The following is a 25,249-nucleotide window of genomic DNA, read 5'->3' as shown; positions in this document are numbered from 1 at the left end:
CTAGGGCGGCCTGCAGGCTTAGCCGAACAGGACCGCGGCTTCGTCGTAGCGGTTTTGCGGGACGGTCTTGAGCTGGCCCAGGGCTTCCTCGAAGGCGACATGCTGGATGTCCGTGCCCTTCAGGGCCACCATGGTGCCCCAGTAGCCTTCGACCACGGAGTCGATGGCGGCCATGCCCAGCCGGGTGGCCAGGACCCGGTCAAAGGCCGAGGGGACGCCGCCGCGCTGGATGTGCCCCAGGATGGTGGCACGGGTTTCGATGCCGGTCCGGGCTTCGAGTTCGGGCGCCAGCTGGTCTGCGATGCCGCCCAGGCGGGGACGGCCGAACGTGTCCAGGCCGCGCTCGGAGTGCGGGCTTTCCATGTGCTCCGGAACGAACCCTTCAGCCACCACCACCAAGGGCGCGCGGCCGCGGGCGTGGGCTTCATTGACCCATTCGGTGATCTGCTCGATGCTGACCTTCTGCTCCGGGATCAGGATGGCGTGCGCCCCGGCAGCCATCCCGGCGTGCAGTGCAATCCAGCCCACGTGCCGGCCCATCACTTCCGCGATCATGCAGCGGTGGTGGGATTCACCCGTAGTGCGGAGCCGGTCGATGGCCTCGGTGGCGATCTGGACGGCGGTATCGAAACCGAAGGTGTAGTCGGTGGCGTCGAGGTCGTTGTCCACGGTCTTGGGGACGCCCACGATCTTGAGTCCGGCGTCGGTCAGGCGCTTGGCCGCGGCCAGGGTTCCCTCCCCGCCGATGGCAATGATGGCGTCGATGCCCAGCCGGTCCATGTGGGCCTTGATGGCCTCGGGACCGCCGCCGTTTTCGAACGGGTTGGTGCGGGAGGTGCCCAAAATGGTGCCACCCTGTTTGGCGATGCCGCGGACCATGGTGCGGGGGATGTCGATGATGTCCCCTTCCACCACGCCCCGCCAGCCATCACGGAATCCGACGAACTCCTGGCCGTGGACCGCAATGCCTTTGAGCACTGCGCCTCGGATCACGGCGTTCAATCCGGGGCAGTCGCCACCGCTGGTGAGGATTCCAATTTTCATGTTCGGCTCAAATCCTGGGGAGAAGGTTTACAGGCAGAGCGCCACGCTGAGCTCACCTAGAAGTGTAGTGGGGGGTGTGGGGTACGACACAAACCGGTTACATGGGGGTCGGCTCCGCTCCGGACGCGGGGACACGAAAAAGGCCCCTGCCCCGTGATCATTCTCGGGGGCAGGGGCCGTGGTCCTGGAGGTCAGGGCCGGTTCAGCGACCGGCGGTCCAGGAACGTCTGGAGCGGAATCTCGTTGCGCTGGTCCGGAAGGATGACCCACGCCAGGACGTAGAAGACGAAGGCCGGGCCCGGAAGCAGGGCGAAGAGCAGGAAAGCGATACGGACGAATGCCACGTCCACATTGAGTTTGGCAGCGATGCCGCCACAAACCCCGCCAAGCCACCGCTCGGGGCCGCGCTTCAGGCCGAAGCCCCTGACAATGCTGAAGAACTTATCCATGGTTCAAGACTTCCCTGTAGTTGGTTCGTTGTCACGTTTCCGGGCTGAGAGCAGGCCGCCCACCACCAGGGCCACCCCCGCGCCGATCATCAGGCCGATCAGGACGTAGGTGCCGTTGAGCGTCACGATGCCAAGCTGCGCCACGATGATCAGCGCGGCCAGTGCCAGGACGATCAGGCCCCACACCACCGTTCCCACCCTGGCCGGTGCCGGTCCGGCAGTGTCCTGGCCCGCCGTCGTCGGAATGTTGCTGTTGTCCATGTCAGTTGCCTTCCTGGATCGTGACGTTGCTGAAGGTGCCGTCGATCTGCACCACCAGGTGGTTGCCTGGCCGGTCCGTGTTGTAGCTGCTTTCGCGGGTGGTGGTGCCGCCGCGCTGGCCGCTTCCTTCGTTCAGGTTGCCCATGGTCATGTCCGCCTTGATGTCAACGGGCAGGTTCTGCGGGATCACCACGGTCACGTTGCTGGCGGTGATGTCGAGCGGAACCACGACGTCGGACGTCAGGGGGGCGGTTGGGGAGAGTCCCGTGAGGTCCACGGTTCCCCGTCCGGCGGTGATGTCGATGCCGCCGCGCGCTTCCTCGATGCTGGCCGGGTTCCAGTCAACTTGCTGGAACCGCATCCGGCCGTCGTCCAGGGTGTTGTAGATGCCGCCGGTAACCAGTGCGATCACCGCGAAGAGGCTCAGGATGCCGGACGTGCGGCCGCGGAAGCCCGCCATCAGGATGCCCAGGCCAAGGACCGCCGCCGCGCTGGCCCACACGATGGCGTTGCCCGAGCCGCCCAGGTTGATGATGTCCGCGGCGTCCAGGGCCTTGAGTCCGCCGCCCACCAGCAGGGCAGATCCGGTGGCGATGGCGACTGCGGGGGCGCCGGGGCCGGATGGGCGGGGCTTTGGCGGCCGCGGCGGGACCCACGGGGTGGGGTACCCGGCGTCACCGGGTCTGCCGTTGCCGGGGCCGCCCGGGGAGGTGCCGGCGCCGCCAATTCCGGCACCAACTCTGCCCGCCCCCACCCTGGCGCCGCCAACGCCGCCGGGGCCGGCCGGGATGCTCCCTGCGGGACTGTAGCTGCCGTGGCCGTAGGAGCCGGTGGGCGCTGAACCGGTGGGGCCGCTGCCGTGGGTGGGTGCTGCAGTTGGGCCAGGACCGGGAACGGTGCCGGTGAACGTTGAGGTGTGGGCCGTGCCGTCCATCGGGTAGGTCCCGCCGGAGGCGGCCGTGCCGTGCCCGGCCATGGTGGGGTGGGCCTTGTTGCGCTGGGAGAGGTAGTAGATCAGGTAGATGGCGCCGCCTACCCAGAAGAGGGTCCACAGCAGGCCGCTCAGGCCGTTGTGGCTCCAGCCCCAGAAGCCTCCGCCCAGCCCGGTGAGGCCCAGGACCGTGGCGATCAGGGAACCCGTCATGCCGCTGGACCAGCGGACGGCCCCTGCTTCCTGGACGTGAATCCTGCCGTCCGGTTCCGGAAGGAAGGCCCAGGCCAGGCCGTACAGCAGTACCCCGATGCCCGCCAGAAGGGTCAGGACGATAAAGGCGCCGCGGATGATAATCGGGTCAACGCCAAGCCGGTGGGCGATGCCGCTGCAGACGCCGCCGATCCAGCGGTCGTTTCCCCGGTAGATACCGTTGCTGCGGATCCAGCCGAAGAAGTCGGTGGACGGCGCCGGGGCGGGGCTGCCTTGGAACGCGTAGCGCTGGGATTCGTCCGCAGGCGGTACCGTGGCGGGGTCCGGAGGCGTTGGGGCGGAGGACGGCAGGGGCTCGGTGGGCTGCTCGCTGTTCGCGCCGGGCTGCCCGTCGGGGAGGGGCTCGGCAGGGTGTTCGTCGTCAGGGGAGGGGGTCTGCGAGTTCATACCTCGATCCTCCCGTTCAGACCGGTTGGCGCTCTATTGGGGGAAACCCTGAACCGTCCCTGAGCTGTCCCCGGGAAGCGGCCGATTGCGGTCCGGGCAACCCTGATCCGTGTTTGGATTGACCCATGACATCCCTTCCGGCGCGGCCGCCCCTGGCACGGAGCAGCGACCGTGTGATCGCGGGGGTGTGCTCCGGCCTCGCCGCGCACCTGGGCTGGCCGGTGAAGAACGTGCGCCTGGGCATGGTCCTGGCGTCTTTCGCTGGAGGGGCGGGCCTGGTCTTCTATGCCTGGCTCTGGATCATGGTGCCCACGGCGGACGAGGCCGCCCGCCGCAACGCCCGCCGCCCGGCGTCGCCCATTGCCCCGGCGGTGAGCGAGCCCCAAGGAAAAGCGGCCGACGCCGGAACCCCGGCGGGTGCAGCCGGTCCCCTTACTGAAGGTGAGGGCGCGCTCCCGGTGCCACCCTGGTTCCGGGCGCGTGGAATGCGGTATGGCAAGGAAATCCTGTTGGGCTGCGGGCTCCTGCTGGTGGCGGGCATCATGATTGCCCAGTTGCTGGGCGTGGATGTGTCCCTCGGAACGCTGATCCCGGCTGCTGCTGTGCTGGGCGGTGCCTCGATCGCGTGGATGCAGCTGGACGAGACCCGGCGCGCCGGCCTGGTGGACAAGACCAAGGCGGACCAGGCCGGAGGCTGGGGCCGGCTCGCTGCCGGTCTGGCGCTGGTGGTGGCCGGGGTCCTGGTGATGGTGTCCGGCTCGGGTTCCTGGGAACAGACCTGGCTCGCCTTGCTCGCGTCGGTGGCCGTCCTCGGCGGCGTGGTGCTGGTCCTGCTGCCCTGGGCCCTGAAGTTCTGGCGTGACCTGGAAGCGGAGCGCGCCGGCCGGATCCGGGAAACGGAACGTGCCGAGATCGCCGCCCACCTCCACGATTCGGTACTGCAGACCCTCGCTTTGATCCAGCGGCGCGCAGGCAACGAGCACGACGTCGTCCGCCTGGCCCGTGCCCAGGAACGCGAGCTGCGCGGCTGGCTGTTCCAGGATCCAGGCCGCGAAAGCGGTCAGCTCTCGGACCGGATCAAGGCTGTTGCCGGGGAGGTGGAGGACCTGCTCGGCAACGCCGTGGAGGTGGTCACCGTCGGTGACGCCGCCATGACCGAGGCGCATGAGGCCCTGGTCCAGGCAAGCCGGGAGGCCATGCTCAACGCCTCACGGCACGGTGGCGGGACGGTCTCGGTCTACCTTGAAGCGTCGGACGGGCAGGCCGAGATTTTCATCAAGGACAGGGGATCGGGCTTTGAGCTGCGGGACGTGCCCGCGGACCGGCTCGGTATTCGGGAATCAATCATCGGCAGGATGAAACGGCACGGCGGCTCGGCCGCCATCCTCAGCACCGGCGACGGCACCGAGGTCCGCCTCCGGCTGCCGGCCGCAGCAGAACACGCGGAAGGAAAATCATGAACACAACCCAGGGAACAGGTGCCGGAAGTGCCCGGTACCACCCCGTGCGGGTGGTCCTCGTAGACGACCACGCCATCTTCCGGTCCGGTCTGAAGGCGGACCTCGACGCCGGCATCCAGGTGGTGGGGGAGGCCGCCACCGTTGAGCAGGCCATCGCCGTGATAGCCCAGCAGCGGCCCGACGTCGTCCTCCTGGACGTGCACCTGCCCGGCGGACTGGGCGGCGGCGGCCGGGAGGTCATCGCAGGCTCCGCTGCGCTCCTGTCCAGCACCCGCTTCCTGGCACTGAGCGTCTCCGACGCCGCGGAGGACGTGGTCGCCGTCATCCGTGCCGGCGCCCGCGGCTATGTCACCAAGACCATCTCCGGCACCGAAATTACCGACGCCGTGTTCCGGGTGGCCGGCGGTGATGCCGTCTTCTCGCCCCGCCTGGCCGGTTTTGTCCTGGACGCCTTCGGCACTGCCCCCGCGGACATCGCCGATGATGAACTGGACAAGCTCTCAGCCCGCGAACTGGAGGTCATGCGGCTCATCGCCCGGGGCTACAGCTACAAGGAAGTGGCCAAGGAACTCTTCATCAGCATCAAGACCGTGGAGACCCATGTCTCGGCGGTGCTGCGGAAGCTCCAGCTCTCCAGCCGCCACGAACTCACCAAGTGGGCCGCGGAGCGCCGCCTCCTCTAGACGCCCCATCAGATCCTGCCGTTCAATCTCCAACGCCCCATCACCTTTCGGGCCTTAAACCGGAACGCCCCATCACTTGGTGATGGGGCGTTCCGGTTTTTCCTGCGAAAGGTGAGGGGGCGTTACTGGGCCTTGCCCAGGAAGTCCTGCAGGCGCTGGACACCCGTAGCGAGGTCCTCGTCCCCCAGGGCGTAGGAGAGGCGCAGGAAGCCGGAGGGGCCGAACGCCTCGCCCGGAACCACTGCCACCTCAACCTCGTCGAGGATCAGCGAGGCCAGCTCTGCGGAGGTCTGCGGTGTGGCGGTGCCGGACGCGGTGGGGAATTCCTTACCCAGCAGCGCACGGACGTCCGCGTATACGTAAAAGGCGCCCTTCGGCGTCGGGCATTCCACGCCGTCAATGGCATTCAGCCCCGCGACGATGGCCTTGCGGCGGCGGTCGAACGCCACCTTCATCTCATCGACGGCGATCAGTGGGCCGGACACGGCAGCGAGGGCGGCAATCTGCATGATGTTGGACACGTTGGACGTGGCGTGCGACTGGAGGTTGGTGGCCGCCTTGATGACGTCTGCCGGGCCGATCATCCAGCCCACCCGCCAGCCGGTCATGGCGTACGTCTTGGCGACGCCGTTGAGGATGACCACCTTGTCGCCCAGTTCCGGGGCAGCGGTGGCGATGGACGTGAACGGGACACCGTCGTAGGTGAGGTGCTCGTAGATTTCGTCCGTGACCACCCACAGGCCCTTGGCCGCGGCCCACTTGCCGATCTCCGCCACCTGCCCGGGGGAGTACACGGCACCAGTGGGGTTCGACGGAGAGACGAACAGCAGGATCTTGGTCCGGTCCGTCACGGCCGCTTCGAGCTGTTCAACGGTCACCAGGTAGTCCTGTTCGGGCCCGGCGAAGACCTCTACGGGGACGCCGCCGGCCAGCCGGATGGCCTCAGGGTAGGTGGTCCAGAACGGGGCAGGCACAATGACCTCGTCGCCCGGATCCACCAGGGTGGCGAAGGTGTTGTAGACGGCCTGCTTGCCGCCGTTGGTGACCAGCACCTGTGAGGGATCCACCGTGTAGCCGGAGTCGCGCAGCGTCTTCTCTGCGATTGCCTTCTTCAGTTCGGGCAGGCCGCGCGGGGAGTAGCGGTGGAACCTGGGCTGGTAGCAGCCTCGATGGCCGCCTGGACGATGTAGTCCGGGGTGGGGAAATCGGGTTCGCCCGCACCGAAACCAATAACCGACCGGCCAGCTGCCTTCAGCGCCTTGGCCTTGGCGTCAACGGCCAGGGTTGCGGATTCGGCAATTGCGGAGATGCGTTGGGAAACGCGGGCGGAAGACATTGGCAGGTCCGTTCTTCGCTTGCAGCCCGGAGGCTGGAATGTGGGATTCGACGAGTTCTACTCTATGCTGTTCACCGGACCCTCCGGGGTGCCGGTTTTGATTTATGACTGCCCCGCGCAGCACGTTTCAAGCCGGACTGCGGATGGGCCGGAACGGGCTGGTTTTACCTATGCGAAGTTCTTGCGTAGACTGGTTCACCGGTGTTGAAACACAGATGATGGCGTGCGCCCCAGTCCAAACTGGTGTTGGGCCATCAAAGAGTGGAATTCACTCCATAGGGTAGTGGCGCAATTGGTAGCGCAGCGGTCTCCAAAACCGCAGGTTGCAGGTTCGAGTCCTGTCTGCCCTGCGCAAGCTGCTCCGGGCGAAAGCCCGGAGCAGGCGCAGCAACCATGGTTCTGATCAGGGCCGGGTAATCCACCATTGCAAAGATGAGCGAGGACCAGGTGACCGAAACAGCTGCCAGCAGCTCCAAGGGCCGCCCAGCTAAGAAGGAAGCCAAGGCAAACTTCTTCGCCCGCATTGCACTCTTTGTCCGCCAGATCATCGGCGAACTGAAGAAGGTTGTTGCCCCCACCCGCAAGGAACTGATCAACTACACGCTCGTGGTGCTGGTGTTCGTGGCCATCATGATGGTCATCGTCAGCCTGCTGGACATTGGTTTCGGAACCGCTGTCAGCTGGATCTTCGGCGGCACCGGCTCCAAGGACAGCTAAGGCTGCACGGTCCGCAGGCCGCGTGTTTCGCCCGGGTAACCGGAAGGAATCGCCGGCGTGCGGAATTGAGCCATTTAAATAGGCATGTTAGGCAATGAGGAAGCAGGAGACCAAGTGTCTGAGCAGGAGCTCGAGGTAACCGAGACTGGGCTGGAAGAATCCCCGGACGTCACGGCGGAAGCCGGTGAAGAGTCCGAGGTTGAGTCCTCCGCGCCCGAATCCGATGACGCAGCCTCCGACGCAGCAGTTGCTGACGCCGACGAAGCCGACGCTTCCGACGCCGACGGTGAAGACGAGCCCGCAGACGCTCTTGCCGCCGCTGCCGCCACCGCAGCCGCTGATCCGGCCGAGGAGTTCAAGGCCAAGCTGCGCCGCCAGGAGGGTGACTGGTACGTCATCCACTCCTACGCCGGTTACGAGAACCGCGTGAAGGCCAACCTCGAGACCCGCATCCAGACCCTGGACATGGAAGATTACATCTTCGAAATCCAGGTGCCCATGGAAGAAGTCGTGGAGATCAAGAACGCCCAGCGCAAGGTGATCAACCGCGTCCGTATCCCCGGCTACGTCCTGGTCCGCATGGACCTGACCGACGCCTCCTGGGGCGCCGTCCGCCACACTCCCGGCGTTACCGGCTTCGTGGGCAACGCCCACAACCCGGTCCCGCTGCGCCTGGACGAGGTCTTTTCCATGCTCGCTCCCGTCTTCGAGGAAGAGCAGGCCGAGAAGGGCAAGCCGGTCAACAAGCAGAACCAGGTTCCCGTGGCCGTCGACTTCGAGGTCGGCGAGTCCGTCATCGTCAAGGAAGGTCCGTTCGAGACCCTCCCCGCCACGATCTCGGAGATCAAGCCCGAGTCCCAGACCCTCGTGGTGCTGGTCTCCATCTTCGAGCGCGAAACGCCGGTCACCCTGGCGTTCAACCAGGTCACCAAGATCTGAGAATCCTAGAATTCGTCCCGGTGCCGCCCGCTTAGCGGCACCGGAACGGCCGGCCGCCTCGCCATGGCGGCCAAAAACCTGAGGCACGCTCCTGTGCCCCAGGACGTTATTGAGAGAAGGACCCTACATTGGCTCCCAAGAAGAAGGTCACCGGCCTCATCAAGCTGCAGATCCAGGCAGGTGCCGCCAACCCGGCCCCGCCGATCGGTCCTGCGCTTGGCCAGCACGGTGTCAACATCATGGAATTCTGCAAGGCGTACAACGCTGCGACGGAAGCCCAGCGCGGAAACGTCATCCCCGTGGAAATCACGGTCTACGAGGACCGTTCCTTCACGTTCATCACCAAGACCCCGCCGGCTGCAGAGCTCATCAAGAAGGCTGCAGGCGTTGCCAAGGGTTCATCCACCCCGCACACCGTCAAGGTTGCCAAGCTGACCCAGGCCCAGGTCAACGAGATCGCCTCCACCAAGATGGAAGACCTCAACGCCACCAGCCTCGAAGGCGCAGCGAAGATCATCGCCGGCACCGCCCGCTCCATGGGCATCACCGTCGAGGGCTAACAGCCCTTACCGCTGTCCAGCGTCGGGGTAATTGACGACGACGGGCGGCACCGCCGGGACACCGGCACCAAAAAAAATTGAAATGTTGGCCATCCGGGCCGGATAACGAACCGGATCACCGACTGTGGCAGGGCCCAGCGCGGTCCGCAGACCACAACTGCACAAGGAGAAATAAGCAGCATGGCAAAGCGCAGCAAAGCATATGAGGCAGCAGCCGCCAAGATCGACGCGGAGAAGCACTACGCACCGTTCGAGGCAGTAACGCTGGCCAAGGACACCAACCCGTCCAAGTTCGACGCCACTGTTGAGGTCGCTTTCCGCCTCGGCGTCGACCCCCGCAAGGCTGACCAGATGGTCCGCGGCACCGTCAACCTGCCCCACGGCACCGGTAAGACCGCCCGCGTCCTGGTTTTCGCAACGGGTGACAAGGCTGAGGCCGCAATCGCAGCCGGCGCCGACTTCGTTGGTTCCGACGACCTGATCGAAAAGATCGCCGGTGGCTGGACCGACTTCGACGCCGCCGTTGCCACCCCTGACCTCATGGGCAAGGTTGGCCGCCTCGGTAAGGTCCTGGGCCCGCGTAACCTGATGCCGAACCCGAAGACGGGCACCGTGACCCCCGACGTCACCAAGGCCGTCAACGACATCAAGGGTGGAAAGATCGACTTCCGCGTTGACAAGCACTCCAACCTGCACTTCATCATCGGCAAGGTTTCCTTCGACGCCATCAAGCTGGCCGAGAACTACGCAGCAGCACTGGAAGAGGTTCTTCGCCTCAAGCCGTCCGCTGCTAAGGGCCGCTACATCCAGAAGGCTACCGTTGCCACCACGTTCGGCCCCGGCATCTCCGTGGACCCCAACGTCACCAAGGTGCTCACCGAGGCATAGTCCCTCACTGAAGTTCCTGCTTCCGGAGTGATTCCGGAGCAATCGGAGACCGTTCCGGCGCTCATGCGCCGGGGCGGTCTTCTTTTTGCCTCCATACCGGCGGGCAGTGCCTAAGCTGGCGGCATGGACCAGCCCAAGCGAACCCAGCCCGCGTCTTCGCCGCCGTCCGCTGCCCTGGCGGTTGCCGCCGTCGTCATTCCTCCGCGCGGCCAGGACCTCCCTGGCACCGAGCCGTCCCCGGACCTTCTGGCCTGCCAGGCCATGAAGGAGGCAGAGTCGCTGACCGTCTGGGGGAGCCTGGACCGCTGCCTTACCCCGGCCGAAGCGCTGGAGTTCTGGCGCGGCAACGAGTACGAGGAACGGCACCTGTTCCTTGCCCGGGCCGGCGGGGAGCCGGTGGGGCTGTGCTCCGTGACGCTGCCCCTGCGCGAGAACATGGCCACCGCAGGCATCGACGTCCTGGTCGTTCCTGAGCGGCGCCGCAGGGGACTGGGACGCGTCCTGCTGGAGCATGCCGAAACCGTGGCACGGACACGCGGCAGGTCATCCTTGGATTCCTTCCATGAGGTGCCCCTGGACGCCGTACGGCGTGATGCGCCCATGATCCCCGCGAGATCCGGGGTTGGCCAACTGCCGGGGGATGACCCTGCAACCGCCTTTGCCCTGTCCGCCGGGTATGAGCTCGAGCAGGTGGAGCGTTCCAGCCGGCTCATGTTGCCCGTACCGGGTACCCTGCTGGCGCAACTGGAGGCTCAAGCCCTGGCCCGCAGCGGCGACTACATCCTGACGGCCTGGGACGGCCACTGCCCGGAGACGCTCGTAGCCGGCTATGCCGGGTTGCGGGCGCGGATGAGTACGGACGCCCCAACAGCCGGCATGGACTGGGAACGGGAGGACTGGGACGTCCGCCGCGTGCGTGACGATGAACAGGCCCTGGTCCGCAGCGGTGTGCAGATCTCTGTGGCCGCGGCGGTGTACCGCCCCACCGGTGAACTGGTTGCCTACTCCGTCCTGGCCTGGCGCCCCCAGGTCCGGGAGTCCTTGCTCCAGCAGGACACCCTCGTGGCGGCGGGGCACCGCGGCCACCGCCTGGGGATGCTGATCAAGGCGGCCAACCTGCGGCGTGCCCAGGAGAAATGGCCCCCGGCGCGCTCGGTCCTGACATGGAATGCCAGCGAAAACCAGCATATGCTGGCGATAAATACCGCCCTTGGATTCAGGCCCGCTTACTATGAAGGTGAGTGGCAGAAACGGCTGGGATGATGCCCGCATGGCAATAGACGTGAAGATCGAGCAGCTGTATGTACCCGACTCATTGGACACCCCGGACGCAGCGGACTTCCTCGCCGCCGTGGAGGTGGGCCGCAAGGTCCGGATGCAGACGTGGGGCAGCGACGATCTTGCGTACGGTCCACAGGAGAAGTTGCTTGAGTTCGCGGACCCCTACGAGCGCCAGCTGATCCTCGTGGCCAAGGTGGACGGCGCCATTGTGGGCACAGTTGATATTGCGCTGCCCCTGACCGACCACCTGGACCTGGCCGAGCTCACCCTGGACATCCTGCCCGAGTTCCAGCGGCAGGGGGTGGGGCGCCGCCTGCTTGAGGCTGCCGAACAGCTGGCCAGGGGTGAAGGCCGCACCATGATCCTGGTGGACACCAACCATCCGGGCGCGTCACTGCACGAGTTTGAACGGGCCCAGCTGGTGCCCGGTACCGGGCAGGGATTTGTGCCCCTGGAGAGCCGCGAAGTGGAGTTCGCGCAGAGGACCGGATACACGCTGCAGCACATCGAGCAGTTCAGTTCCTGCCTCCTGCCCCTGGACACCAAGCTGGTTGCCGACCTCCAGGCTGAAGCCGAAGAAGCCAACAACGGCCGGTACCGGCTGCACCATTGGACGGACCGTTGCCCGGACCGCTGGCTGGAGGCCGTGGCCGTGCTGGAAAACCAGGCCGGCGCCGACGTCGACCCTTCCCTGGATGCGCCGATTGAACAGGACATGGTGTTCGACGGCGGCATCCTGCGTGAGGCGGAGGACGTCGCCATCGCGCAGGGCAGGAGAACGGTGGTCACCGCCGTCGAGTACATCGCCACCGGGGCGCTGGTGGGCCTGACCACCATCACCGTCCTGGCCCACCGGGCTGACGTGGTGTTCCAGGACGATACCTTGGTCCTGCAGGAACACCGGGGCAACAAGCTCGGACTGCTGATCAAGGTGGCCAACATGGAGCGGCTCAGCGAGCAGTTCCCGGACGCGCGCATCATTTACACCTGGAATGCGCCGGAGAACCGGTACCTCCTGACGGTCAACAAGCAGCTCGGATTCCAGACGGCCGGTGTGACGGGTATCTGGCAGAAGGAGCTCCCCACGCTGCGCACCAGCACCAGCTGAGCGCCGATTTGGCGGACCGGCAATGCCTCGCGTAGGCTGGGGGTACCAAAGACCGTCGGTTGTTGGAAATCCACTCTCCTGAACATGGCTCAACTCTGCAGTTGTGCGCTGGGGACCACAGTGGCTTTCCGGACGAAGGACCCTCAACGCAGGGCGACCGGCGCAGGTGAACGAAGCAAAGCTCCACGGCATAAACGTGTTGAGCCAAGCCCCGTGCATCTGCGCGGGGCGTTTTTAGTTTTAGCTCTCTTGAGCGGGGACCGTCGAATACCGGCACTATCCCCGGAAGGAGGGTTATGGCAACGCCTACCAAGGTTTCAGCAGTAGCTGAGATCACTAACGATTTCAAGGAATCGAACGCCGCTGTCCTGACCGAATACCGCGGGCTCACCGTTGCACAGCTCAAGCAGCTGCGTGTTTCTCTCGGCCAGGACACCAAGTTCGCGGTCGTCAAGAACACCCTGACCGCCATTGCAGCCAAGGAAGCCGGCGTCGAAGCATTCGACGGCCAGCTTGCCGGCCCCACTGCAATCGCGTTCATCAAGGGTGACGCAGTTGCCGCTGCCAAGAGCCTGACGGATTTTGCCAAGGCCAACAAGCAGCTGGTCATCAAGACCGGTTACTTCGAGGGCAAGGCGCTGGACGCCAGCGAGGTCGCCGCACTGGCTGCCCTCGAGTCCCGTGAGCTGCAGCTCGCCAAGGTTGCAGGCGTCCTCAAGGCACCTGCCGCCGCAGCTGCACGCATCATCGACGCACTGCGCCTCAAGCTTGAAGAAGAGAACGGTGCACCGGCAGCTGCCGAAGCGCCTGCCGCTGAAGAAGCCCCTGCCGCTGAAGCTGAAGCTCCCGCTGAAGCTCCTGCTGCCGAAGAGAACTAGTTCTCTTTACCCCACCAGACTCCGGTGTCATCCCGGCCGAACGCCGGCGGGACACCACAACAGGAAGGACGCCTACCATGGCGAAGCTCAGCAACGAAGAGCTCATTGAAGCTTTCAAGGAACTGACCATCATCGAGCTCTCCGAGTTCGTTAAGCTCTTCGAAGAGACCTTCGAAGTTACCGCCGCTGCTGTTGCAGTTGCCGGCCCCGCCGGTGGCGGCGCTGCTGAAGAGGTTGAAGAGAAGACCGACTTCGACGTCATCCTCGAATCTGCCGGTGACAAGAAGATCGCAGTCATCAAGGAAGTTCGCGCCATCACCTCCCTCGGCCTCAAGGAAGCCAAGGACCTGGTTGACAGCGCCCCCAAGGCTGTTCTCGAAGGCGCCAACAAGGAAGCTGCCGAGAAGGCCAAGGAGCAGCTCGAGGCTGCAGGCGCCACCGTTACCCTCAAGTAACACCGCCTTTTCCTTCGGAAACCCCGTCCACTCCGGTGGGCGGGGTTTCCTGCTTTAACAAAGGCCTTCCGTTTCAGGAAGGCTCGCTGATGTCCGCCACCACGGCGCCCAAGGCGGCGGTCAGCTCATCGGCATCCACGAAGGCGCTGTAGCCGTGTGCGCCGGCGCCCATGGAGATGCGCCGCCCGGTGATCGTGGCGTCCGCATAGACGGGCCAGGCGGTGGTGCTGCCCAGAGGCGTGATGGTGCCGCGCTCGTAGCCGGTGGCCTCCAGTGCGGTTCCTGCGGGTGGCAGCGACAGCTTGTTCACGCCCACCAGGGCGCGGAGCTTGGGCCACGAGATTTGCCGGTTGCCCGGGATGAGCGCGAAAAGGAACGTCCCGTCCTTGTGCTTGACCACCAGGGATTTGACGATGTCCGCCGGCGTGATTCCCATGATGTCCGCAGCCTCTTCGAGGCTCTTCGCTGCGGGCCGTTCCACCACGTCAACTGCCAGGCCGCGGGCAGCGGCGTCGGCCAGGAACCGTTCCCGTCCGACGCCGTCCGCTCCGTTTCCGGATGAGCCCGCCATCAGTCGCGGTACAGCAGGAGGGCCTCGCCCTGCCCGCCCCCGCCGCAGAGGGACACTGCAGCCTTGCCGGTCCCGCGCCGCTTCAGCTCATGGGCGGCGTGGGCGGCCAGCCGGGCACCCGAGGCGCCGATCGGATGACCCAACGCAATGGCGCCGCCGTGGAGGTTGCACTTCTCCAGCGGGTAGTCCAGGTCCTTGAGGGACTGCACGGCCACCGAGCCGAAGGCTTCATTAATCTCGATGAAGTCAAGGTCGGCGGTGCTCCACCCCGCTTTGCCAAGGGCGTTCATGATGGCGTTGGAGGGCTGGGAATGCAGGGAATTGTCAGGCCCGGCCACCTGTCCCGGCTTCCCGACCACCGCCAGGTATTCGAGCCCGTGCTCCTCCGCATAGCCGCGGGAGGCGAGCACCAGGGCTGCGGCGCCGTCGGACAGGGGAGAGGAGTTGCCCGCGGTAATGGTGCCGTCAGTGACGAATGCAGCGCGCAGTCCGGCCAGCGATTCGATCGAGGTATTGGGGCGGACCCCTTCATCGGTGTCCACCACCAGGGGCTCGCCTTTGCGCTGCTTGACGCTGATAGGTGCGATCTCGCCGTCGAACGTTCCGTTTTTCGCCGCAAGCGCCGCGCGCTGGTGCGATTGGGCGGCGACGTTGTCCTGGGAGGTGCGGTCGATACCCAGCGAGAGGTTCCGCGTCTCGGTGGACAGGCCCATCGACTCCCCGTCAAAGGCATCGGTCAGCCCGTCGTGTGCGGCAGCGTCCAGCGCCTGGATGGAGCCGTAGGTCCACCCCTGCCGCGATCCCGGAAGCAGGTGCGGTGCCCGGCTCATCGACTCCTGGCCGCCGGCCACCACCACGGCAGCCTCGCCCGCGCGGATCATCCGGGCGGCGTCGATCACCGCGGTCAGCCCGGAAAGGCACACCTTGTTGACGGTCACGGCAGGCACGTTCCACCCGATGCCGGCGCCGATTGCGCTTTGCCGCGCAGGGTTCTGCCCGGCGCCTGCCTGCAGGACCTGGCCCATGATGACGGCCTCCACGTCCGCTGCATCGACGCCGCTGGAGCCCAGTGCGGCCTTGATGGCGTGCGCGCCAAGATCCACGGCCGTGAGGCTGGACAGTTGGCCGTTGATCCGGCCCTGCGGGGTCCGTGCGGCCCCGAGGATGACAACGTCATTGCTGAGAGGAGTGTTGTCCATGGTTACCACTTTCAGTCCGGTTTCGGTCTAAGCCACCAAGGCTATCGTGAGCCTGGTCACCCAACTATTCAAACGCCGGGAGCGCCATGTGCATTCCTTAGGCTGCATCCTGCTGGCGGGTTTTGCAGCACGGCACGGCAGGGGAGAGGTACCCATCTGCTGGGTTGTGTACGACGGCGGCCGCTTGCGTAGGGTGGACGGCGAGGCTGTGCAGGGGACGCGCTTTGCAGGGGACACCAGGTCCGGAGCCGGGACGGACGGAGCGACATCGTGAAGAAGACACGTAATGCGGCTGCCATCGCCGCCATGGCCATATTGACGGGCAGTGCGCTGGCGGGTTGCTCGATGTCCACGCCGGCGCCGGCGGAAACCACCCAGTCCACGCCGGCGCCCTCGGACAACGGTGCGGCAGGCACCGGCCCTGCCGAGTCAACCGGGCCGGGAAGTACCGGTGCGGCCCGGGCAGGGGGAACCAGGGCAGCCTGCGAACTCTTCAACAAACTGGTGGCGGACTACGCTGCCGTTTCCCCCACCGATTCACAGGGCTACGAGGACGTCTACTCACGGGCCCAGGGCGCCAAGGACACTGTTTCCGGGGACCTGAGGGGGCTGTTCACCTCGCTGAGCCTGCTGGCGATCGACCACTCGTCGTCGGCGGAAACCGGGGGCAAGCCGTCCCAGGAATCCAAGGACGCCGTAAGGGAGGCCGTCTTCGCGAACGCGGGCACCTGCACGGCCGAGGGCGTTACGCTGCGCCTCTAGGCGGTCCGCACCCCCGGCTCGGGCCGCCGGAAACTGGGTGCTTGCAATCCGGCGGGATGTGGGGTAGACACGTAGGTTATTTTGCCGTATCGTAGATATTTGCGTCTTCCCTGTTTACCTTCAGCCTTCATATAGCGGTGGGCTTTGCCTGGCAGCTGGCAATCAACGTGCCGTAACCACGGTCACAGCATAGTCAGTTCAGGCCCCGGGTCATATAGCGGAACCGGATGGTAGCGCTGCGGAGTCACTTCGCAGGGTGCACAGCGGGGGAGATCTGAAAACGCCTGAAGGTCTGTGGAAGGATCCCTCTTGGTCGCCTCGAGCACCTCTAATAACGAAACCGCTAACACTGCCGACAGCACTGATGGTGCCACTCGTAAGCTCTCATTCGCAAAGATTCACGAACCCCTTGACGTTCCGAATCTGCTTGCCCTGCAGACGGACAGCTTTGACTGGCTGGTCGGCAATGAGCGCTGGCAGGCGCGCGTGGCAAAGGCTGTCGAAGAAAACGATCTCAGCGTCGCCACCACGTCCGGCCTGTCGGACATCTTCGAAGAGATCTCCCCGATCGAGGACTTCCAGGGCACCATGTCCCTGAGCTTCTCCGATCCGGAGTTCGCTGACCCCAAGTACACCATGGCTGAGTGCAAGGACCGGGACGCAACGTACTCGGCTCCGCTGTACGTCAAGGCCGAGTTCATGAACAACAACACGGGCGAAATCAAGCAGCAGACCGTGTTCATGGGTGACTTCCCCCTGATGACCGAGAAGGGCACCTTCGTCGTCAACGGCACCGAGCGTGTCGTCGTCTCCCAGCTGGTCCGTTCGCCGGGCGCCTACTTCGAGCGCGCCGCCGACAAGACCAGCGACAAGGACATCTTCACCGCGAAGATCATCCCGTCCCGCGGTGCATGGTTCGAGCTTGAGATCGACAAGCGCGACCAGGTCGGTGTCCGCCTCGACCGCAAGCGCAAGCAGTCCGTCACGGTCCTGCTGAAGGCCCTGGGCTGGACCGAAGGCCAGATCCTCGAAGAGTTCGGCCAGTACGACTCCATGCGGGCAACCCTGGAGAAGGACGCCACCGAAACCCGCGAAGACGCCCTGCTGGACATCTACCGCAAGCTGCGTCCGGGCGAGCCGCCCACCGTCGAGGCTGCCCAGTCCCTGCTGGACAACCTGTACTTCAACTCCAAGCGCTACGATCTGGCCAAGGTTGGCCGCTACAAGATCAACCGCAAGCTTGGCATCGACCGCTCCCTTGGCGACAAGGAAGCCTCTGTCCTGCACGTTGAAGACATCGTCGCCATGATCAAGTTTCTCGTCGCGCTGCACGCCGGCGAGAAGACCATCAAGGGCACCCGCGATGGCCAGGAAGTGGACCTGCGCGTCGAGATCGACGACATCGACCACTTCGGCAACCGCCGCATCCGCGCCGTTGGCGAGCTCATCGAGAACCAGGTCCGCACCGGCCTGTCCCGCATGGAGCGCGTTGTCCGCGAGCGTATGACCACCCAGGACGTCGAGGCCATCACGCCGCAGACCCTGATCAACATCCGCCCCGTGGTTGCAGCCATCAAGGAGTTCTTCGGAACTTCCCAGCTGTCGCAGTTCATGGACCAGAACAACCCGCTCTCGGGCCTGACCCACAAGCGCCGCCTGTCGGCCCTTGGCCCCGGTGGTCTGTCCCGTGACCGCGCCGGCATGGAAGTCCGTGACGTGCACCCGTCCCACTACGGACGTATGTGCCCCATCGAAACCCCTGAAGGCCCGAACATTGGTCTGATCGGTTCGCTGGCTTCCTACGGCCGCATCAACCCGTTCGGTTTCATCGAGACCCCGTACCGCCTGGTCAAGGACGGCGTCGTTTCCGACGACGTCCAGTACCTGACGGCCGACGACGAGGCCGAGGTCCTGATCGCCCAGGCCAACGCCCCGCTCGACGAGAACAAGAAGTTCGCCGAAGAGACCGTCCTGGTCCGTGCCCGCGGTGGTGGAGGCGAGCCCGTCCTGGTTCCGGCCGCAGACGTCGAGTTCATGGACGTTTCCCCGCGCCAGATGGTGTCCGTGGCTACGGCCCTGATCCCGTTCCTGGAGCACGACGACGCCAACCGCGCACTCATGGGTGCCAACATGCAGCGCCAGGCTGTGCCGCTGGTCCGTTCCGAGGCCCCCTTCGTGGGCACCGGCATGGAGCGCGCCGCCGCCGTCGACGCCGGTGACGTGGTCATCGCCAAGAAGGCCGGTGTGGTCACCGAGGTTTCCGCCGAGCTCGTCATCATGCTCAACGACGACGGCACCGAGACCAACTACCGCATCAACAAGTTCGCCCGCTCCAACCAGGGCAACTGCTACAACCACCGCGTCCTGGTCAACGAAGGCCAGCGCCTGGAAGTTGGCGGCATCATCGCCGACGGCCCGGCAACGGACCAGGGTGAACTCGCACTGGGCAAGAACCTGCTCGTGGCATTCATGTCATGGGAAGGCCACAACTTCGAGGACGCCATCATCCTCTCGCAGCGCATCGTTGCCGAGGACGTCCTTTCCTCCATCCACATCGAGGAGCACGAGATCGATGCGCGCGACACCAAGCTTGGTGCCGAGGAAATCACCCGTGACATCCCCAACGTGTCCGAGGAAGTCCTGGCAGGCCTGGACGAGCGCGGCATCATCCACATCGGTGCCGAGGTTGAAGCAGGGGACATCCTGGTCGGAAAGGTCACCCCGAAGGGTGAAACCGAGCTGACTCCGGAAGAGCGCCTGCTGCGCGCCATCTTCGGTGAGAAGTCCCGCGAAGTCCGCGACACCTCCCTGAAGGTTCCCCACGGCGAGTCCGGAACCGTCATCGGCGTGCGCGTCTTCGACCGCGACAACGACGACGAGCTGCCCCCGGGCGTGAACCAGCTGGTCCGCGTCTACGTGGCCGCCAAGCGCAAGATCACCGACGGCGACAAGCTCGCCGGCCGCCATGGCAACAAGGGTGTTATCTCCAAGATCCTCCCGATCGAGGACATGCCCTTCCTCGCCGACGGCACCCCCGTTGACATCGTCCTGAACCCGCTGGGTGTTCCGGGCCGTATGAACGTGGGCCAGGTGCTCGAAACGCACCTCGGCTGGGTTGCCAAGACCGGTTGGAAGATCGAAGGCGAGCCCGAGTGGGTCAAGCAGCTGCCGAACCTGCCGCGCGAGAGTGGTCCCACCACTGTTGCCACGCCGGTGTTCGACGGTGCCCGCGAAGAGGAAATCACGGGCCTGCTGGATTCCACCAACGTGACCCGCGACGGTGACCGCCTGATCAACTCCTCGGGCAAGACCCGCCTGTTTGACGGCCGCTCCGGCGAGCCGTTCCCGGATCCGATCTCGGTCGGCTACATGTACATCCTGAAGCTCCACCACCTGGTGGACGACAAGATCCACGCACGCTCCACCGGCCCGTACTCCATGATCACGCAGCAGCCGCTGGGTGGTAAGGCACAGTTCGGTGGCCAGCGCTTCGGTGAAATGGAAGTGTGGGCGCTCGAAGCTTATGGCGCCGCCTACACCCTCCAGGAACTCCTCACGATCAAGTCCGATGACATCCACGGTCGTGTGAAGGTCTACGAAGCGATCGTCAAGGGCGAGAACATCCCCGAGCCGGGCGTTCCCGAATCCTTCAAGGTCTTGATCAAGGAAATGCAGTCGCTGTGCCTGAACGTGGAAGTTCTTTCCACGGACGGAACCACAATTGAAATGCGTGACTCTGATGACGCAGTCTTCACGGCTGCGGAAGAACTGGGCATCGATCTGTCTCGCGCAGAGCCCAGCTCCGTAGAAGAGGTTTAGCAGGCGGGCGTTCGACGGCGGGTGCGTACCCGCCGTCGAACCCCACCTCCCTCATCCCGCACCAAGACTTCAGAATTTAGAGAACAAGAGAGAACAGGGACCATATGTCCAGCGAATCCTCCTTCGGCCTCATGCAGATCGGCCTCGCCACCGCGGAAGACATCCGCGGCTGGTCGTACGGCGAGGTTAAGAAGCCGGAAACCATCAACTACCGCACGCTCAAGCCCGAGAAGGACGGCCTCTTCTGCGAGAAGATCTTCGGCCCGTCCCGGGACTGGGAATGCTACTGCGGCAAGTACAAGCGCGTGCGCTTCAAGGGCATCATCTGTGAGCGCTGTGGCGTTGAAGTCACCCGCGCCAAGGTCCGCCGTGAGCGCATGGGCCACATCGAACTGGCCGCCCCCGTTACCCACATCTGGTACTTCAAGGGTGTTCCGTCCCGCCTGGGCTACCTCCTTGACCTGGCGCCGAAGGACCTCGAAAAGGTCATCTACTTCGCTGCCTACATGATCACCAGCGTCGACGAGGCTGCCCGCCACGAGGAACTGCCCAACCTGCAGGTTGAGCACGACATCGAGAAGAAGCAGCTGATCGACAACCGCGACGCCGACATCGCCGCGATCGCCCGCGACCTTGAAGGCGAAATTGCACGCCTTGAGGGCGAAGGCGCCAAGGCTGCCGACAAGAAGAAGGCCCGCGACTCCGCCGACCGCCAGATGGCCAACGTGCGCAAGCGTGCCGACGCCGACATCGAGCGCCTCGAGCAGGTCTGGGACCGCTTCAAGAACCTGAAGGTCGCCGACCTCGAAGGTGACGAAGGCCTGTACCGCGAACTGCGCGACCGCTACGGCATGTACTTCGAAGGCTCCATGGGTGCCGAGGCGATCAAGAAGCGCCTCGAGAACTTCGACATGCAGGCCGAGTCCGACCTGCTGCGCGACGTTATCGCCAACGGCAAGGGCCAGCGCAAGACCCGCGCCCTCAAGCGGCTCAAGGTGGTCAACGCATTCCTGACCACCAACAACAGCCCGCTCGGCATGGTCCTCGACGCCGTCCCGGTGATCCCGCCGGAACTGCGCCCCATGGTCCAGCTGGACGGTGGCCGCTTCGCGACCTCCGACCTCAACGACCTGTACCGCCGCGTGATCAACCGCAACAACCGCCTCAAGCGCCTGCTTGACCTGGGTGCTCCGGAGATCATCGTCAACAACGAGAAGCGCATGCTTCAGGAAGCTGTTGACAGCCTCTTCGACAACGGCCGCCGCGGCCGCCCGGTCACCGGACCTGGCAACCGTCCGCTCAAGTCCCTGAGCGACATGCTCAAGGGCAAGCAAGGCCGTTTCCGCCAGAACCTCCTCGGCAAGCGCGTCGACTACTCGGGCCGTTCGGTCATCGTCGTCGGTCCGCAGCTGAAGCTGCACCAGTGCGGCCTGCCCAAGCAGATGGCCCTGGAGCTCTTCAAGCCGTTCGTAATGAAGCGCCTGGTTGACCTCAACCACGCCCAGAACATCAAGTCGGCAAAGCGGATGGTGGAGCGCTACCGCCCGCAGGTCTGGGACGTGCTCGAAGAGATCATCACCGAACACCCGGTGCTGCTCAACCGTGCACCTACCCTGCACCGCCTGGGCATCCAGGCGTTCGAGCCGCAGCTTGTTGAAGGCAAGGCAATCCAGCTGCACCCGCTGGTTTGTGGCGCGTTCAACGCCGACTTCGACGGCGACCAGATGGCAGTCCACCTGCCGCTGAGCCCCGAGGCGCAGGCTGAGGCCCGCATCCTGATGCTGTCCTCGAACAACATCCTGAAGCCCTCTGACGGCCGCCCGGTCACCCTGCCTTCGCAGGATATGATCATCGGCCTGTACCACCTGACCACCAAGCGCAAGGGCTCGGCCGGCGAAGGCAGGATCTTCTCCTCCGTATCGGAAGCCATCATGGCCTTCGATGCACGCGAGCTGCACCTGAACTCGCAGGTCAAGATCCGGCTCGAAGGATTCGTTCCCTACGCCGGCTGGGAAGCCCCGGAAGGCTGGGAGCCCGGTCAGCCGGCGCTCGTCCAGACCTCCCTGGGCCAGGTTGTGTTCAACCAGACCCTGCCCGAGGACTACCCGTGGGTTGAAGCCGTTGCCGACAAGGGCGAACTGTCCCGGATCGTCAACGACCTCGCCGAGCGCTACCCCAAGGTCGTCACCGCGGCAACGCTGGACAACCTGAAGGATGCCGGTTTCTACTGGGCCACCCGCTCGGGCGTCACCGTCGCCATCTCCGACATCGAGGTTCCCGCTGCCAAGCCGGAAATCCTTGCAGGGTACGAGGAGCGCGCCGCCAAGATCCAGGGCCAGTACGACAAGGGCCTGATCGACGACGACGAGCGCCGCCAGGAACTGATCGAGATCTGGAACAAGGCAACCAACGACATCGCCTCGGTGATGCGTGAGAGCCTGTCCCCGATGAACACCATCAACCGCATGGTGTCCTCCGGTGCCCGTGGTAACTGGATGCAGGTCCGCCAGATCGCGGGTATCCGTGGCCTGGTGGCCAACCCGAAGGGTGAGATCATCCCGCGCCCCATCAAGTCCTCCTACCGCGAGGGCCTGTCGGTGCTGGAATACTTCATCGCCACGCACGGTGCCCGTAAGGGCCTGGCCGATACCGCACTGCGTACCGCCAACTCGGGTTACCTGACCCGTCGACTGGTGGACGTCTCGCAGGACGTCATCGTCCGCGAAGAGGACTGCGGCACCGAGCGTGGCCTGGTCACGCCCATCGCCGTCGCCGATTCCAACGGTGAGCTGGTCCTGGACGAGAACGTCGAGAACAGCGCCTACGCACGTACGCTGGCTGTCGACGTCGTGGACTCCGAGGGCAACGTCCTCGCAGCCGCCGGCACCGACTGCGGCGACGTTGTGATCGACGAGCTCTTCAAGGCAGGCATCACCGAGGTCAAGGTCCGCTCCGTACTCACCTGTGAGTCCAGCGTCGGCACCTGCGCCCTGTGCTACGGCCGCTCGCTGGCCACCGGCAAGACCGTGGACATCGGCGAGGCCGTGGGCATTATTGCCGCACAGTCCATCGGTGAGCCCGGTACCCAGCTGACCATGCGTACGTTCCACACCGGTGGTGCTGTTTCCGCCGGTGGTGGCGACGACATCACCCAGGGTCTGCCCCGTATCCAGGAGCTCTTCGAAGCCCGTACTCCGAAGGGTGTTGCCCCGATTGCTGAAGCAGCCGGCCGCATCACCATCGAAGAGTCCGAGCGCCAGATGCGCCTGGTCATCACCCCGGATGACGGAACGGAAGAGATCGCCTACCCGGTCCTCCGCCGTTCACGCCTGCTGATCGAAGACGGCGACCACGTCTCCGTTGGCCAGAAGCTGATCAACGGCCCGGTCGACCCCAAGCAGGTCCTGCGCATCATGGGCCCGCGTGCGGCACAGAAGTTCCTCGTGGACGAAGTGCAGGGCGTGTACCGCAGCCAGGGCATTGGTATCCACGACAAGCACGTCGAGGTTATCGTCCGCCAGATGCTGCGCCGCGTCACGGTCATCGAGTCCGGCGAATCGGACCTGCTGCCCGGCGAGCTCGCCGAGCGCAGCCGCTTCGAGGACGCCAACCGCCGCGTTGTGTCCGAGGGCAAGACTCCGGCTTCCGGACGTCCTGAACTCATGGGCATCACCAAGGCGTCGCTGGCCACCGAGTCCTGGCTGTCGGCAGCTTCCTTCCAGGAGACCACCCGCGTCCTGACGCAGGCGGCCATGGAAGGCAAGAGCGATCCGCTGCTCGGCCTGAAGGAGAACGTCATCATCGGTAAGCTGATCCCGGCCGGCACGGGCCTCCCGCGCTACACCGAGGTCACCGTGGAGCCCACTGAGGAAGCAAAGGCCAACCTGTTCACCGGCCCCAGCGCATTCAGTGACTTCTCGTACGACACCCTGGGCGGTGACGGAGCTCCCGAGTTCCACGCCATCCCGCTGGATGACTACGACCTGGGCAACGACTTCCGCTGATCCGGAAGCTTGACGACGGATGGTCCCGCACCGAAAGGTGGGGGACCATCCCCGTTTAACCCGCCGATTAAGGCATGGAGCCCGTCCATGCTAGACTTGTTACCAATTGTTATTGTGGCAGTGGATGAGTGCGCCGGTATCAGCTGAGAAGCTGGACCAGAGCGACGTTTCCGGTTTGCAGGGTTCTTGTGCAACGTATGCCACATTTTTGCATGCCTAGGGAACTGCAGGAATGTACGTTTCGTGCCGGTGTGCGATCCGACTATTAAGGCTTCGCCTTCGCCGCCATGGAGATTCCCTTCAGGGCCCGGGCGGCGGGGCAACGCAACAGGAGAGTGGCCGGAAACAGCCACTCCGGATAAAACGGAGAACACGAGAGTGCCTACGATTAACCAGCTGGTCCGTAAGGGCCGCACGCCTAAGGTCTCAAAGACCAAGGCTCCCGCGCTTAAGGGCAGCCCCATGCGCCGCGGTGTTTGCACCCGCGTCTACACCACCACCCCGAAGAAGCCGAACTCGGCTCTCCGTAAGGTGGCACGTGTGCGCCTCAACGGCGGCGTGGAAGTTACCGCCTACATCCCCGGTGTTGGCCACAACCTGCAGGAGCACTCCATTGTGCTCGTTCGCGGTGGTCGTGTTAAGGACCTCCCGGGTGTCCGCTACAAGATCGTCCGTGGCGCCCTCGATACCCAGGGTGTGAAGAACCGTAAGCAGGCCCGCAGCCGCTACGGCGCAAAGATGGAGAAGAAGTAATATGCCTCGCAAGGGTCCGGCCCCCAAGCGGCCGCTCGTTTCGGATCCGGTATACGGTTCCCCGCTGGTAACCCAGCTCATCAACAAGGTACTCGTTGACGGCAAGAAGTCCACGGCGGAGCGCATCGTCTACGGTGCACTCGAAGGCGCACGCGCCAAGTCCGGCGGCGACCCCGTTGCAGCCCTGAAGAAGGCCATGGACAACGTCAAGCCTTCCCTCGAGGTCCGCTCCCGCCGTGTCGGTGGCGCCACCTACCAGGTTCCGGTTGAGGTCAAGCCGGGCCGCTCCACCGCACTCGCCCTGCGGTGGCTGGTTGGCTACTCCAAGGCCCGCCGCGAGAAGACGATGACCGAGCGCCTCCAGAACGAAATCCTGGACGCGTCGAACGGTCTCGGTGCCGCTGTGAAGCGTCGCGAAGACACCCACAAGATGGCCGAGTCCAACAAGGCCTTCGCACACTACCGCTGGTAATACTCCCCGGGCGCCGCTT

The 25,249-nt window shown here is 65.0% G+C and carries 21 protein-coding genes, 1 tRNA gene and 1 pseudogene; 16 read left to right on the top strand and 7 right to left on the bottom strand.

Annotated features, from left to right (window positions below; genetic code table 11):
- Positions 1-18: 18 nt before the first annotated feature.
- The 4 genes from NMQ03_RS15250 to NMQ03_RS15235 form a co-directional block, all read right to left on the bottom strand.
- Entirely contained in the window at positions 19-1,044 is a 1,026-nt protein-coding gene (locus tag NMQ03_RS15250) for an ATP-dependent 6-phosphofructokinase (RefSeq protein ID WP_159631345.1), read from the bottom strand.
- 191 nt (positions 1,045-1,235) lie between these two features.
- Positions 1,236-1,493 carry a PspC domain-containing protein gene (locus tag NMQ03_RS15245; protein ID WP_255172860.1) on the bottom strand — a complete coding sequence of 86 codons (258 nt, stop codon included), beginning with the start codon at positions 1,491-1,493 and terminating at the stop codon, positions 1,236-1,238.
- Positions 1,494-1,496: 3 nt separating this feature from the next.
- On the bottom strand, positions 1,497-1,754 hold the full coding sequence (locus NMQ03_RS15240) for a hypothetical protein (protein WP_159631347.1): 258 nt from the start codon (positions 1,752-1,754) through the stop codon (positions 1,497-1,499).
- A 1-nt stretch (position 1,755) separates the two neighbouring features.
- Positions 1,756-3,345 carry a PspC domain-containing protein gene (locus NMQ03_RS15235; RefSeq protein ID WP_255172859.1) on the bottom strand — a complete coding sequence of 530 codons (1,590 nt, stop codon included), beginning with the start codon at positions 3,343-3,345 and terminating at the stop codon, positions 1,756-1,758.
- A 125-nt stretch (positions 3,346-3,470) separates the two neighbouring features.
- Here NMQ03_RS15235 and NMQ03_RS15230 point away from each other — a divergent pair, with 125 nt between their 5' ends.
- Both NMQ03_RS15230 and NMQ03_RS15225 read left to right on the top strand, forming a co-directional pair.
- Positions 3,471-4,805 (top strand): ATP-binding protein, encoded by a 1,335-nt coding sequence (locus NMQ03_RS15230; protein ID WP_255172858.1) that lies wholly within the window; start codon positions 3,471-3,473, stop codon positions 4,803-4,805.
- Complete coding sequence (locus NMQ03_RS15225; RefSeq protein WP_255172857.1) at positions 4,802-5,488, top strand: response regulator transcription factor; 687 nt, start codon at positions 4,802-4,804, stop codon at positions 5,486-5,488. The genes NMQ03_RS15230 and NMQ03_RS15225 overlap by 4 nt, the downstream gene beginning before the upstream one ends.
- A gap of 122 nt (positions 5,489-5,610) precedes the next feature.
- Here the strand turns inward: NMQ03_RS15225 and NMQ03_RS15220 are convergent.
- A pseudogene (locus NMQ03_RS15220) lies at positions 5,611-6,824 on the bottom strand (pyridoxal phosphate-dependent aminotransferase).
- 277 nt (positions 6,825-7,101) lie between these two features.
- Between NMQ03_RS15220 and NMQ03_RS15215 the strand changes: the two are divergent.
- The 9 genes from NMQ03_RS15215 to rplL all read left to right on the top strand — a co-directional run bounded on the left by NMQ03_RS15215 (position 7,102) and on the right by rplL (position 13,650).
- A tRNA-Trp gene (locus NMQ03_RS15215) sits at positions 7,102-7,174 on the top strand.
- An 82-nt stretch (positions 7,175-7,256) separates the two neighbouring features.
- Complete coding sequence (gene secE, locus NMQ03_RS15210) at positions 7,257-7,541, top strand: preprotein translocase subunit SecE (RefSeq protein ID WP_142133076.1); 285 nt, start codon at positions 7,257-7,259, stop codon at positions 7,539-7,541.
- Positions 7,542-7,655: 114 nt separating this feature from the next.
- Positions 7,656-8,480 (top strand): transcription termination/antitermination protein NusG, encoded by an 825-nt coding sequence (gene nusG / locus NMQ03_RS15205; protein WP_255172856.1) that lies wholly within the window; start codon positions 7,656-7,658, stop codon positions 8,478-8,480.
- 128 nt (positions 8,481-8,608) lie between these two features.
- Complete coding sequence (rplK, locus tag NMQ03_RS15200; RefSeq protein ID WP_018760472.1) at positions 8,609-9,040, top strand: 50S ribosomal protein L11; 432 nt, start codon at positions 8,609-8,611, stop codon at positions 9,038-9,040.
- 180 nt (positions 9,041-9,220) lie between these two features.
- Positions 9,221-9,928, top strand: a complete 708-nt coding sequence (gene rplA, locus NMQ03_RS15195; RefSeq protein ID WP_159631352.1) for a 50S ribosomal protein L1 — start codon at positions 9,221-9,223, stop codon at positions 9,926-9,928.
- Positions 9,929-10,051: 123 nt separating this feature from the next.
- The gene (locus NMQ03_RS15190) at positions 10,052-11,191 is read left to right on the top strand and encodes a GNAT family N-acetyltransferase (protein WP_255172855.1); all 1,140 of its coding nucleotides are present in this window, start codon (positions 10,052-10,054) and stop codon (positions 11,189-11,191) included.
- Positions 11,192-11,198: 7 nt separating this feature from the next.
- The gene (locus tag NMQ03_RS15185) at positions 11,199-12,317 is read left to right on the top strand and encodes a GNAT family N-acetyltransferase (RefSeq protein ID WP_255175629.1); all 1,119 of its coding nucleotides are present in this window, start codon (positions 11,199-11,201) and stop codon (positions 12,315-12,317) included.
- Between the two features lie 296 nt (positions 12,318-12,613).
- A complete protein-coding gene (rplJ, locus tag NMQ03_RS15180) occupies positions 12,614-13,195 on the top strand; it encodes a 50S ribosomal protein L10 (protein ID WP_255172854.1) in 582 nt (193 codons plus the stop codon).
- Between the two features lie 77 nt (positions 13,196-13,272).
- Positions 13,273-13,650 (top strand): 50S ribosomal protein L7/L12, encoded by a 378-nt coding sequence (gene rplL / locus NMQ03_RS15175; RefSeq protein ID WP_018760467.1) that lies wholly within the window; start codon positions 13,273-13,275, stop codon positions 13,648-13,650.
- Between the two features lie 73 nt (positions 13,651-13,723).
- On the opposite strand, the gene NMQ03_RS15170 is transcribed toward rplL, so the two are convergent.
- Positions 13,724-14,221: an aminoacyl-tRNA deacylase gene (locus tag NMQ03_RS15170; protein WP_255172853.1), complete on the bottom strand. Its 498-nt coding sequence runs from the start codon at positions 14,219-14,221 to the stop codon at positions 13,724-13,726.
- A complete protein-coding gene (locus tag NMQ03_RS15165) occupies positions 14,221-15,420 on the bottom strand; it encodes an acetyl-CoA C-acetyltransferase (protein ID WP_255172852.1) in 1,200 nt (399 codons plus the stop codon). Before NMQ03_RS15165 ends, NMQ03_RS15170 begins: the two co-directional genes overlap by 1 nt.
- A gap of 270 nt (positions 15,421-15,690) precedes the next feature.
- Here NMQ03_RS15165 and NMQ03_RS15160 point away from each other — a divergent pair, with 270 nt between their 5' ends.
- From NMQ03_RS15160 to rpsG, 5 genes are all read left to right on the top strand, one after another.
- Complete coding sequence (locus NMQ03_RS15160) at positions 15,691-16,182, top strand: hypothetical protein (RefSeq protein ID WP_255172851.1); 492 nt, start codon at positions 15,691-15,693, stop codon at positions 16,180-16,182.
- A gap of 309 nt (positions 16,183-16,491) precedes the next feature.
- Positions 16,492-20,001, top strand: a complete 3,510-nt coding sequence (gene rpoB, locus NMQ03_RS15155; protein ID WP_255172850.1) for a DNA-directed RNA polymerase subunit beta — start codon at positions 16,492-16,494, stop codon at positions 19,999-20,001.
- A gap of 104 nt (positions 20,002-20,105) precedes the next feature.
- On the top strand, positions 20,106-24,005 hold the full coding sequence (locus NMQ03_RS15150) for a DNA-directed RNA polymerase subunit beta' (RefSeq protein WP_159631358.1): 3,900 nt from the start codon (positions 20,106-20,108) through the stop codon (positions 24,003-24,005).
- A gap of 378 nt (positions 24,006-24,383) precedes the next feature.
- On the top strand, positions 24,384-24,758 hold the full coding sequence (rpsL, locus tag NMQ03_RS15145; RefSeq protein WP_009358312.1) for a 30S ribosomal protein S12: 375 nt from the start codon (positions 24,384-24,386) through the stop codon (positions 24,756-24,758).
- Between the two features lies 1 nt (position 24,759).
- Positions 24,760-25,230 (top strand): 30S ribosomal protein S7, encoded by a 471-nt coding sequence (gene rpsG, locus NMQ03_RS15140; protein WP_003803829.1) that lies wholly within the window; start codon positions 24,760-24,762, stop codon positions 25,228-25,230.
- Positions 25,231-25,249 lie beyond the last annotated feature (19 nt).

Origin of the sequence: Arthrobacter sp. DNA4 (assembly GCF_024362385.1) — a bacterium.
In the GTDB taxonomy this organism is placed as follows: Bacteria; Actinomycetota; Actinomycetes; order Actinomycetales; family Micrococcaceae; genus Arthrobacter.
The sequence above is the reverse complement of the archived record's forward strand: the minus strand, read 5'-3'. Positions and strand labels throughout refer to the sequence as shown.

Coding starts and splice junctions, on each gene's coding strand:
- NMQ03_RS15250 (WP_159631345.1), bottom strand. CDS start 1,044: ATGAAAATTGGAATCCTCACCAGCGGTGGCGACTGCCCCGGATTGAAC.
- NMQ03_RS15245 (WP_255172860.1), bottom strand. CDS start 1,493: ATGGATAAGTTCTTCAGCATTGTCAGGGGCTTCGGCCTGAAGCGCGGC.
- NMQ03_RS15240 (WP_159631347.1), bottom strand. CDS start 1,754: ATGGACAACAGCAACATTCCGACGACGGCGGGCCAGGACACTGCCGGA.
- NMQ03_RS15235 (WP_255172859.1), bottom strand. CDS start 3,345: ATGAACTCGCAGACCCCCTCCCCTGACGACGAACACCCTGCCGAGCCC.
- NMQ03_RS15230 (WP_255172858.1), top strand. CDS start 3,471: ATGACATCCCTTCCGGCGCGGCCGCCCCTGGCACGGAGCAGCGACCGT.
- NMQ03_RS15225 (WP_255172857.1), top strand. CDS start 4,802: ATGAACACAACCCAGGGAACAGGTGCCGGAAGTGCCCGGTACCACCCC.
- secE (WP_142133076.1), top strand. CDS start 7,257: ATGAGCGAGGACCAGGTGACCGAAACAGCTGCCAGCAGCTCCAAGGGC.
- rplA (WP_159631352.1), top strand. CDS start 9,221: ATGGCAAAGCGCAGCAAAGCATATGAGGCAGCAGCCGCCAAGATCGAC.
- NMQ03_RS15190 (WP_255172855.1), top strand. CDS start 10,052: ATGGACCAGCCCAAGCGAACCCAGCCCGCGTCTTCGCCGCCGTCCGCT.
- NMQ03_RS15185 (WP_255175629.1), top strand. CDS start 11,199: ATGGCAATAGACGTGAAGATCGAGCAGCTGTATGTACCCGACTCATTG.
- rplJ (WP_255172854.1), top strand. CDS start 12,614: ATGGCAACGCCTACCAAGGTTTCAGCAGTAGCTGAGATCACTAACGAT.
- rplL (WP_018760467.1), top strand. CDS start 13,273: ATGGCGAAGCTCAGCAACGAAGAGCTCATTGAAGCTTTCAAGGAACTG.
- NMQ03_RS15170 (WP_255172853.1), bottom strand. CDS start 14,221: ATGGCGGGCTCATCCGGAAACGGAGCGGACGGCGTCGGACGGGAACGG.
- NMQ03_RS15165 (WP_255172852.1), bottom strand. CDS start 15,420: ATGGACAACACTCCTCTCAGCAATGACGTTGTCATCCTCGGGGCCGCA.
- NMQ03_RS15150 (WP_159631358.1), top strand. CDS start 20,106: ATGTCCAGCGAATCCTCCTTCGGCCTCATGCAGATCGGCCTCGCCACC.
- rpsG (WP_003803829.1), top strand. CDS start 24,760: ATGCCTCGCAAGGGTCCGGCCCCCAAGCGGCCGCTCGTTTCGGATCCG.